This is a genomic window from Bacteroidota bacterium, from assembly GCA_025059945.1.
Lineage (GTDB): Bacteria > Bacteroidota > Rhodothermia > JANXDC01 > JANXDC01 > JANXDC01.
This window is the reverse complement of sequence record JANXDC010000004.1, coordinates 301,162-311,445: the sequence shown is the minus strand read 5'-3', so window position 1 is coordinate 311,445 and position 10,284 is coordinate 301,162. Positions and strand designations below refer to the sequence as shown.

Annotated in this window: 8 protein-coding genes; all 8 read right to left on the bottom strand. The window is 63.4% G+C overall.

Features of this window, described 5'->3' with window-relative positions; genetic code table 11:
• Positions 1-3: 3 nt before the first annotated feature.
• Positions 4-1,257, bottom strand: coding sequence for a transcription termination factor NusA (gene nusA / locus NZ993_03335; protein MCS7154824.1), 1,254 nt, complete (start codon positions 1,255-1,257; stop codon positions 4-6).
• A 36-nt stretch (positions 1,258-1,293) separates the two neighbouring features.
• On the bottom strand, positions 1,294-1,755 hold the full coding sequence (locus NZ993_03330) for a ribosome maturation factor RimP (protein ID MCS7154823.1): 462 nt from the start codon (positions 1,753-1,755) through the stop codon (positions 1,294-1,296).
• 96 nt (positions 1,756-1,851) lie between these two features.
• Positions 1,852-2,790 carry a hypothetical protein gene (locus NZ993_03325; protein MCS7154822.1) on the bottom strand — a complete coding sequence of 313 codons (939 nt, stop codon included), beginning with the start codon at positions 2,788-2,790 and terminating at the stop codon, positions 1,852-1,854.
• Position 2,791: 1 nt separating this feature from the next.
• Complete coding sequence (locus tag NZ993_03320) at positions 2,792-3,256, bottom strand: biopolymer transporter ExbD (GenBank protein ID MCS7154821.1); 465 nt, start codon at positions 3,254-3,256, stop codon at positions 2,792-2,794.
• Positions 3,253-3,741, bottom strand: coding sequence for a hypothetical protein (locus NZ993_03315; protein ID MCS7154820.1), 489 nt, complete (start codon positions 3,739-3,741; stop codon positions 3,253-3,255). Before NZ993_03315 ends, NZ993_03320 begins: the two co-directional genes overlap by 4 nt.
• 5 nt (positions 3,742-3,746) lie before the next feature.
• Positions 3,747-4,433 (bottom strand): MotA/TolQ/ExbB proton channel family protein, encoded by a 687-nt coding sequence (locus NZ993_03310; protein ID MCS7154819.1) that lies wholly within the window; start codon positions 4,431-4,433, stop codon positions 3,747-3,749.
• Positions 4,434-4,702: 269 nt separating this feature from the next.
• Complete coding sequence (locus NZ993_03305; protein ID MCS7154818.1) at positions 4,703-7,522, bottom strand: hypothetical protein; 2,820 nt, start codon at positions 7,520-7,522, stop codon at positions 4,703-4,705.
• Positions 7,512-10,271 carry a DNA polymerase I gene (gene polA / locus NZ993_03300; protein ID MCS7154817.1) on the bottom strand — a complete coding sequence of 920 codons (2,760 nt, stop codon included), beginning with the start codon at positions 10,269-10,271 and terminating at the stop codon, positions 7,512-7,514. Before polA ends, NZ993_03305 begins: the two co-directional genes overlap by 11 nt.
• Positions 10,272-10,284: the final 13 nt, after the last annotated feature.

The following is a 10,284-nucleotide window of genomic DNA, read 5'->3' as shown; positions in this document are numbered from 1 at the left end:
CCGTTACGCTTCCTCCTCGTATTCGCCCTCCTCGAACTCCTCCTCCAAGATCCGGTAGATCTCTTGGATCACGCTGGCCGGAAGCCCCGTGCGGCGTTCAAGCTCAACCTGGCTGAGCTGCAGCACAGAGCGGGCGGTGTCGCAGCCGATCGCCTTAAGCCGTTCGATGATCTCGGGAGCTATTTCGTCGGCAAACTCCTCCAGAGGCACGTCCTCTTCGCTCTGGTCGATGTCGCGATACACATCGATCTCATAGCCTGTCAGCGCCGAAGCCAGGCGAATGTTCTGCCCCCCCTTGCCGATGGCCAGCGCCACTTGATCGGGCTTGACTAGCACCCGAGCACGCCGGTTAGCCTGATCGAGCTCCACCTGCAGCACTTTGGCCGGTTGCAGGGCGCGCCGGATGAGCTCAACGGGATCGTCCGTCCAGGCGATTACGTCGATGTTCTCGTTGTTGAGCTCTCGCACGATGGCGTGGATACGCACGCCCTTCATGCCCACACAGGCGCCCACAGGATCGACCCGGTCATCGTGGGAGAGCACGGCCACCTTGGCCCGCTCCCCGGGCTCCCGGACGATCTTCTTGATCTCCACGATCCCGTCGTAGATCTCCGGCACCTCGATCTCAAAAAGACGCTGCAGGAACAAAGGATCGGCTCGGCTGATGACGATGCGTGGGTTGCCGTTGATGCGCTCCACGCTCTTGATCACGGCGCGAATCGTATCCCCCTTGCGATAGCGATCCTTGGGGATTTGTTCCTTTTTCGGCAGAATAAGCTCCGTGCGACCGTGATTGACCAGCACCTCGTCGCGGCGAACCTGATAGACATCGCCCACGACGATCTCGCCGATCATCTTGGAGTATTCCTCGAAGATATTGTCTTTCTCGATGTCCCGGATCTTCTGGCTTAGGAGCTGCTTGGCCATGAGGATGAGGCGGCGATCGAAGGCTTTCATTTGGATCTCTTCGGCCACCTCCTCCCCTAGTTCGCATTCTGGATCGATCTGGCGAGCCTGGGAGAGGGGGATCTGCAAAACCGGATCCTCAACGGCCCCATCCTCGACGACCTCGCGCACATGCCAGATCTGCAGATCACCCTTGTCGAAGTTGACGATCACGTCGAAGGGCTCCTCGTTGCCGAAGCGTTTGCGCAACATGAGCCGGAACACATCTTCGATGATCGTCTGCAGCGTGTCCCGGTCGATCCCCTTTTCCCGGGCCAGTTCAGCAAATAAGGATACCAGTTCGTTTTTCATGACGCCCAATCCGACTTTGCGCTGATGCGGCGCGCCTCAGAATTCTATCTGGACTACCGCCTCTTCAATGTCCTCATAGGGGAGCCGCATGGGACCCGCCGACGTCTCCAGCACGCAGCCCTGCGTGTCCGCCTCGCAAAGCCGACCGAGCACCACAGCGCGCTCCCCATCGGACGCCAGATACCGTACGCGCAACAGGCGTCCGATGTTTTTGCGGTATTGCCAGGGCCACGCAAGCGGCCTGTCTACACCGGGTGAGGAGACCTCCAGCCGGTAGCGCCCCCCTATGAAATCCTCCAAGTCCAAGCGCTGTTCCACTTCTAGGCTTAAGGCGGCGCACTCATCGGCCGTGATGCCGCGCTCGGTGTCTACGTAGATGGTCACCACCCGGCTATGCGGGACCCCCCGTACGACGACCTCGATCAAATGGTAAGGACGTCCCTGGAGGATCTCACGGACCAGGGCCTCGACCCGCCTTTGGATATCCGCGTTGGTCATAGGGGTATAATAAAAAAAGTGGGTTCAACGCGATCCCACTTCGCCGTTGCGACGGCGTAAAGATACGATCTAGAACGAGCAAGCCGCAAATTGCGGCTATTCAAACTCAAGGGGAATCGTGAGCCGGCGATTAAGCAGGCGCGGCTCCGATACGGAGAGTTGCTCCAGCGTAACCTCGAGCTCCCGCAGGAATTGGAGGCGCACACGCGGTTGGCTTGCGCGTAGCGCAACCCCTCTGAGTTCCAGTACGCGCAGCGAGCCCGTCTCCGCAACATACAGGCTCGCCATGACCCGACCTCGTAACATCGGATCCGCGGCTCGGTGGCGCGCGTACAGACGATCCAATACGGGGCGATATGCTTGCAGCAGAGGCACAAATAGGCTTTCCACGGGCAGAACGGGCGCAGCTACCTCCGGGCTGCGGCCGCTCCCATCTCCTATCATCGCGCCTATGCCCGCCCCCCTCCCACTTCCCCACCCCCAGAGGTGGCGTAATAGCCGATTGGGGGTGAGCGCGTCCGCCATAAAAGCAGAAGAAGCCGGGCCTAACACGGGGAGATCCTCCAAAGGGGAAACGGCCTCCTGAGCCCGTGGTTCGTATCGGTTGCGCGCCACAAGGGGTTTGACCATCAAATCGGGATCCATATCCGGCCGAGGGGCATCATACAGACGACGTATGAGCCCCAGTCGGTCGACGGGATTGGGGCTCCCCCCAGAGCCATCTCGGCCAATCCGAGCCGAGAACAAGCGCGTTTGGGGGGCTCCATAGCGGGGCAAAACCAGCTTTACCGCTATGCTCCCCGGCTCGGTGGCAGCCTGCTGAGGGACCGGAGGAAACCGCACAGGAGGAGCCCAATAAGCGCGCGCTTGTTCCAGATCCCGAGATAGGATTCCAAGGCCGATGAGCAAGGCCAAACTCAGCGCCGCCATCCAGCGAGCAAACCCCGCAGGCGAGGGCAAGGGGTGCAAGACCTGCCGCAGATCCAAGGGATCCGAACCGTTCGGTTCTAGGATGATACGTATCCGATAAGACACCCTATAGCTCCCTACGCATCGGGTGCGCCACAAGGGAGACCCGAGTAAAGCCCGCCTGCCCGATCGTGTACAGCAGCCGCGCGATGATCCGGTATCGCGTGGAAGCCGGAGCCACGAGCACGCACCGATCGGTGAGGACGGACCCTCGTGGTGCCTCTAAGGCCGCAAGCAGCGCCGGCACTAGCCATTCATTTGGCCCCAGAACCTCAACGTCTGCAATCGAAGCCACGGGTCGATCCTCCACATACAGAAAGGTGCTATCGAGCCGTACCACGACTCCGGGCTCAGCCCGATCCGGCGCCTGTACGTGGGGTAGCCCATACGGATCGGTAAGCCACGGATGCTCTTCGGCCGCCACCACGGTAGTGAGCCAGAACAGAAGGAGGATAAAGAGCACGTCCAAGAGCGGCACGAGCGCGGGCTCCACCGTAGAGGAATCGACCCGATGCGGACGTAGCCTATTCATTCCACAACCAAGGCCAAGCTTACCCGACGACTCCATGGTTCAGGCAGTCTCTGAAGGACCCTGAGCGCTTCCACAAGCATTTGATGCGAAATGGCGGGATGGGCTACAAGCTGAATCAGCCCTTCAGGCCGGGGCGGATGGTGTAGCCACTGCTGCACTGCCTGCAACAGCCGGGGCCAGTGGGGGGCATCCAAGCCCTGCAGCGGCATCTGCTCTACGATGCGGTTGCCCCGAAGGGGGTCAAATAGGTACACCGTATCGGGCGTAAGCCAAATGCGCAGAGCCGGGGCGTTCGTCGGACCCAAGGGCGGGTCGGCCACGGTGGACTCTTCGGCTGCAGGCCACCAAACTTCTACAGCCCTGAGGTCTTCCAAAGGGGCTAAACTCGCCCAAAGCACCAACAGCACCAGCAGCACATTCAGCACAGCCAATAAACTCACCGGCGCAGAGGGCCGAATCCGATGCCGACTAAAGCGATCCCGCATGCGCCTCAATCCAGCAGTCGCTCGATCAGACCCGTGGCGAAGGCTTCAAGTTCATCGTAGCGCCGCTCTAAGTGGTGTTGCAGGAAGCTATGGGCCAAAAAGCTCGGTATGGCCACCATAAGCCCCCCCATTGTGGTCACCATAGCCGTGGCGATACTGCGCGAAAGCACAGCCACGCGTTCAGCCGTAGGCAAAATGGCTCCCCCCAATCCACTAAAGGCAACGATCAGTCCATAGATGGTGCCTGCGAGCCCCATCAGGGTGGCGACATGAGCAATCGTGTTGAGGTAACGCACGCGCCGCTCTAGGCGCGGCGCCGCCTCCAGCAAGACGACCTCCGCGGCCGCCCGCATGCGCTCCAGATCTGCGCCTTTGAGGTAAGTCTCCGTAAGCGCCTCGCCCAGACGGCCGACCAGACGCGGCTGTAGGGCGCGCCAAAGCTCCAAGAGCCGACCCCAGTTGCGCTCCTCAAGTAAGGGTCGGACAAGCCGATCCAGAGCACCGTAGTCAACCCGCAGGGTTCGCCAAAAGACCCAGGCCCGCTCGATCGCGACTACTATGGCCCACGCGAAGAGCAAAAGCAGCGTCCACATGAAAACCCATCCGTCGGCCGGCGGTACCACTTGCCCGCGCCCGTCCACGGCGGGCCAGAACCGAAATTGATCCCAGAAAACACCCCAAAAAGGGCCCATAGCTCCCTATTGCCGGCGCTGCGATTGGGGGGAGGCCGGCACAAACCGACGCGGTCGCCGTAACATCACCTCTGGATCCCGAAAGCGCGCATCCTGAGGCCCCGAAATCGGCCCAAAGGAAATTCGGTACAGGGGAAAAGAGGCGCGAGTGGCCCCCTGATGGACCCGGATGAGTACGGGCTCAGTCCAGGGCGGCGCAGGCGTGGAGGATTGCGCCAGCAAGGGCGGCGGAAGAAAGGTCCACAGGAGGCAAAACCACACTCGGGGTTTCATTGCGCCCTCGATAGCCGATCTATGGCGGCCTGCAGAGCCGGATCCGCCTGAGGAAGGGCAGCCAGAAGCGCACGAGCCTGATTTGCCCACTGGGCCCGATCAGCGGGTCGGTCGGCCCGGCTGGCCAGATCGACCCACAACCACGCCGCAACGGCCCGAGCCCAGGGGGCTAGCTCCGGATCGCGTTCCGCAAGCCGGAGGGCCCGCTCCGCGAGCATCTGGGTTTGCTCCGGACCGTAGACGCGCCCCAGACGGCTTCGCGCGTACATGGCCCATCGCAGCTCTGCGCGCCACCGCAGCGGCCGCGCCTCTTCTAGCTCCGAGGCCTCCGCGATGGCGTACAGGCGTTGAATCTGCCTGTAAAGAGCTTCGCAGGAGCTCGGCGGAGCCGAGGAGGCCTCCTCGGTCGCCTGCCAAAGCTCTTGCAATTTGTAACGGAGCAGCTCCCGCACGGCCCAGGCTTCCGGGGGCAGGGGCGCGGGACTTCGACCCTCCGCGCGCCGCGCTATCCCTTCCCAATGAAGGGCGGCGCGCTCCCGAAGCCCAGATCGGCTCAAGGCCTGTGCTAGCTCCCAGAGCGCCCAGCTTGCGCGCGGATCCTCCGGATACGCCTGCGCAAAGCGCTCCAGAACGGCCTCGGCTGAATCCAAACGACCCAGCTTAAGCCAGGCCATCCCCTTCAGCAGCCATGCGCTCGACTGCCACAGGTTGCCCTCCGCTGTCTCGGGAAGCGGGCCTGCATATGCGGCCGCCGAATCGAAGCTTCCGAACCGATAAAACCACCGGGCGGCCTCATAACGGGCTCTAGGTAGCCCCGCTCTAGCCGCCACGGCCCAAAGGGTGCGCGCAAGCTCCGGCCGGGGCACCTCCGAGACCACGATCGCCTCTCCAATGAGCGCGCGCAGGGAATCGGGCACGGCATCCAGGGGAATAGGCGGAGAGGGGAAAGGGTCCTCTATGCGCTCCAGGGCCGCAAACCACGGTCCCCAAGATCGGGTTAAGGCCTCAAAACGCTGGAGGCGATGCTGAACGGCCCTGCGCACCTCAGGCCACTGCGCCGAGCCCTCTGCTCGAAGAGCCATGAGGGCCGTATAGTAGACAGCCCGTTCGGCCCAACGGGCGGCTTCTTGCGGAGACCTTTGCACGTCAACGAGCAGGAGCGCATAGCCGATATGCGCCTCCAGGGCTTCGCGCGCCCAAGCGCGCACCTGTTCGTCGGCAGAGGCCGGATGCGTCCCCGAGGGCCCGTAGGCCTTCCAGAAAGCCTCGGTCAGCAGGGCCAGCCGCGTGGTCGCCTCCATCCAGGCGGCCGCCTGCCGCTCCGGATGCAGGCGCTGCCGAAGTTGCTGCAGATGCTGAATCCAACGCCGCGCTATCGCAGGGGCTTCTGGATGCTGGGGCTGCTCCTTGAGGGCGGCCTGGTAGAAAGGGGCCCCATCCGGGGTGCGCTCGGCGATCTGCACCAGAAAAGCCACGGGATCCAGGCCCACCGAGCGCGCCCATCGCAGCGCGGACTCCGGTTCCGGAGGGCTGCTTTTGGCCCACAGGGCGGCCGCTTCACGCGCGATAACGTCCCGAACATCGGCCGGGAGGCTATCGCGCAAAGCGCGCGCCCAGACGGCCAGCGCGGCCTCCGATCCCCGTTGCCGGTAGGCCCGATGGGCCTCCTCGGCGTACCGGTAAAACCGATAGCCCGGAGCGCGCCCCAGAAGCGCCCGCTCTGATCCCCCCTCCAGCAGGACCCGTATGGCCTCTAGCTTCAGAGCCGTCAGGGCTCCCACGGGCCCCGGATCGTCAAGCGCCCGCAGCCAGTTTGCGCGTTGCTCTGGGGAGAGCGGAACGCGCTCGAGCACGGCCAGCAGGGCGGGGGCCAGATCGCGCAGCGCCTCGGCCCGATCCAGAGGGTCTTCAGGCAGCTCCCTTAGCCCGTTGTCCGCCAAGATGCGGGCCCGCACCGGCAGCCCCATCTGCAGAGCGAGCTCGATGGCCTCTGGGCCTGAGAGCGCGCGCAGCAGCGTGGCCCAACGGGCCATGGCGGCCGCCGAATCCCCCCGCTGCGCCTCCAGCAGCCCGATCCGCCATAGCGCCCGAGCTCGCCAACCGCCCTCAAGCAGGCGTTCGTATTCCCGTCGGGCAGCCGCCGTATCGCCCTCTAGCTCATAGGCCCAGGCGCTCAGGTAATGGGCCTCCGGACCTGGAGGCAATAGGGCGCGCGCCTCCTGGAAAAGCCCACGCTCCATGGCCCAACGGGCCAGCCAAAGCCGCGCCCGATGCGTAAGCGAATCGCCCTCAGGCATGCGGGCCAGCAGCGCTATCCGTTGCGGCCATCCCACCGTATCGGGCTCCAGGGCCAAGAGCCGAAAGCCGGCTGCGGCCGCATACGAAGAGCCGGGCTCTGCGAGCAGGCGCTCATAGAGTCTGCGGGCTTCAGCAAGCGCCCCGGCCCGGCGCCAGGCCTCCGCAGCGAACCAGCGCAGATCGTCGCGCGGCTCCACATAAGGCTCGTAGGCCCGATCGAGCGCCTCAAGCCAGCGGGCCGCTTCCGACCAGCGTCGAGCGCGATATAGCCCCACGCCCACGCTCAGGTCCAGATGCCAAAGGCGAAGCCGCTCCTCCGGGGCGACTTTGGCCAAAACCGCTTGGCGCGCAAGCTCGATCGCAAAGGGTCTGCCGCGCTCCAAGCGCACCTTGGCCCGTCGCGCCTCCTCGGTCCACCGCTGGCGCGCCCAGCCGATCCAGGCCGTATCGGCCGGCTGGGCCCCTGCGGGATCGGGCAAGAGAACTAAGAAGAGCAGCGCGGTCCAGCTAGTGCGCATCGAGCCAATTTTTCCCCACGCCGATCTCCACCTGGATCGGAACACCCAAGGGCAAAGCCTGTTCCATCGTCTGGCGAACCAATTCCCGAACAGGCTCCAGCTCCTCTTCGGGCACCTCGAAGAGCAACTCGTCGTGCACCTGCAGGATCATCCGCGTCCGGTAGCCGCGCTCTCGAAACAGTCGGTGCAGATCAACCATAGCCAGTTTGATCATGTCCGCGGCCGTGCCTTGAATGGGCATGTTGATGGCCATGCGCTCAGCCGCGCTGCGCACGTTCGGGTTGCGATCGTAAATGCCCGGCACGTAGCGACGCCGTCCCAGCAGCGTCTCCACATAGCCCAGCTGACGAGCCTTCTCGAGGGTCTGCTGGATGTACTGGTTTACGCGCGGGAACTGGCGAAAATACTCGTCGATGATCCGGCGGGCCTCTTCGACGGGGATCCGCAGGCGCTGGGCTAGCCCGAAGGCGCTTACCCCATAGGGGATACCGAAGTTGACCTCCTTGGCTTTTCGGCGCATCTCGGGGCTGACGGCCTCTCGGGGCACTTGGAAGACACGCATGGCCGTGTGGGTGTGGATGTCGTCCCCCTCCTCGAAGGCCTCGATTAGAGTGGTGTCCTGGCTTAAGGCCGCGATCACGCGTAGCTCGATTTGCGAATAATCGGCCGACAGCAACCACCAACCGGGCTCGGGTACGAAGGCGCGCCGAATCTCCCGGCCTAATTCCGATCGGACCGGGATGTTCTGCAGGTTGGGATTGCTGGAGGAAAGCCTTCCCGTAGCCGTCGTGGTCTGGTTAAAGCTCGTGTGCACCCGGCCTGTCTGCGGGCGAATAAGTTTGGGGAGCGCCTCTACGTACGTGGACTTGAGCTTGGCCAGGGACCGATAATCCAAGATCAGGCCCGGTAGCCGATGCTCCATGGCCAGCTCCTCCAGGACGCGTTCGCTGGTCGACCATTGCCCTGTGGGGGTGCGTCCCCGCGGCTTAAGCCCTAGGCGCTTGAAGAGCACTTCGGCCAGTTGCTTCGGGGATTGGATCGTAAACACGCAACCGGCTGCTTCATAAATGCGGGCCTCTAGGTCCGCTAGCTCTCGGTCGATTTGAGCCCCGATTTCGGCCAGCACCTCGGGGTCGATCTTTACGCCCGTCCATTCCATCTCGGCCAGAACCGGGATCAAAGGGAATTCGATGCGCTCGGCGATGTGATCTAAACCCTCCTCGCGAAGCCGACGCTCCAGAAACCGGCTCAGCTGCAGGGCCACGTCCGCATCCTCACAGGCATACGGGGCGATGCGTTCTAGCGGGACCTCCCGCATGGAGCGCTGTTCCGGACCCCGGCGCCCGATCAGGTCCTCAATCGGAACGGTGCGATAGTGCAGTAAGCTTTGGGCTAAGGTGTCCAGATCATGCGGCGCCTCGGGTTCCAGCAGATAATGCGCCAGCATGGTGTCGAAAAGCCGTCCAGCGGGCTCTGCTAGCCCAGCCCGACGGAGCACAAGCAGATCGTATTTCAGGTTGTGCCCCACCCACTGGCGATCCGGATCCCCCCACAGCGTGCTCAAGCCCTTCAGCACAACGGAGGCCGGGGTACCATCTGGCAACGGAATGGGCACATAACGACCAAAGCGCGGCCGATCCGACAGGGACAGCCCCACAAGATCCGCCTCAAGCGCATCGAGCCCGGTCGTCTCCGTATCAACGGCCAGCTGGCGTGCCCCTTCAAGCTGCCTCCAAAGGGCCTCCAGGGCCGAGCTCATCGGGATGGCCGCGTAATCGGCCCCCTCTGTGGTCAGATCCCGAAGCCCAGGCTTTGCTGACACCGAAGACATCGGCTTTTCGAACAAAGCTCCCTGTAGGGGCTCCGCTTGCGAGGCAGGACGGAGCCGAGCCAAAAGGGTGCCGAACTCCAGCTTTCGAAACAGGGCCTCAAGCCGCTCCCGGTGGGGCTGGCTTACGCGCAGCCGGTGCCAGTCCAACTCCAGTTCGACGTCCGTTTTGATCGTGGCCAACTGCCGGGATAGGAAAGCTTGATCTCGGTGCCGCTCTAGGTTTTCCCGGATTCGTCCTTTGAGTTCGTGCAGGTGCTCGTAGATGCCCTCCAGGGATCCGTAGCGCCGCACCAGCTCCAGGGCGGTCTTCTCCCCGATGCCCGGAACGCCGGGGACGTTGTCCGTGCTATCCCCCATGAGGGCGAGCACGTCCACATACTGATGGGGCTCAATGCCCAGTTCTTGGCGGATCTGATCGGCCGTGACGAGTTCGAAGCTATCGCCGCGTCGGGCGGGCTTGTAGAGGTAAACGCGATGGTTGAGCAGCTGGATGAAGTCCTTATCCGGCGTGACCAAATAGACCTCCGCCTGCGCGGCGCGCGCATCCCAGGCGAGCGTGCCGATCACGTCATCGGCCTCGTAACCGGGGATCTCAAGAGAGGGGATGTTGAAGGCGTGCACCAGCTCCTTGATGTACGGCAGCCCGTCGGCCAACTCCGGAGGAATCGGCGGCCGGTTGGCCTTGTAAGCCTCGTAGAGCTGCTTGCGAAACGTAGGCGCGGCCGTGTCGAAGACCACGGCCAGGTACTCGGGCTTTTCCTCTTCGAGAAGCTTAAGCAGCGCCAGCGCAAAGCCGTAGACCGCGCTCGTATTAAGTCCGTAGCTTGTCAGAAGCGGCCGGCTGATGAAGGCAAAATGCGCCCGATAGGCCAGGGCCATCCCATCGAGCAGAAAAAGCCGTTCGCGTGTGGCGTGCATAGCATTAGACATG

Excerpts from the sequence above, each read along its gene's own strand:
- nusA (MCS7154824.1), bottom strand. The coding sequence starts at position 1,257 with ATGAAAAACGAACTGGTATCCTTATTTGCTGAACTGGCCCGGGAAAAG.
- NZ993_03330 (MCS7154823.1), bottom strand. The coding sequence starts at position 1,755 with ATGACCAACGCGGATATCCAAAGGCGGGTCGAGGCCCTGGTCCGTGAG.
- NZ993_03320 (MCS7154821.1), bottom strand. The coding sequence starts at position 3,256 with ATGAATAGGCTACGTCCGCATCGGGTCGATTCCTCTACGGTGGAGCCC.
- NZ993_03315 (MCS7154820.1), bottom strand. The coding sequence starts at position 3,741 with ATGCGGGATCGCTTTAGTCGGCATCGGATTCGGCCCTCTGCGCCGGTG.
- NZ993_03310 (MCS7154819.1), bottom strand. The coding sequence starts at position 4,433 with ATGGGCCCTTTTTGGGGTGTTTTCTGGGATCAATTTCGGTTCTGGCCC.
- NZ993_03305 (MCS7154818.1), bottom strand. The coding sequence starts at position 7,522 with ATGCGCACTAGCTGGACCGCGCTGCTCTTCTTAGTTCTCTTGCCCGAT.
- polA (MCS7154817.1), bottom strand. The coding sequence starts at position 10,271 with ATGCACGCCACACGCGAACGGCTTTTTCTGCTCGATGGGATGGCCCTG.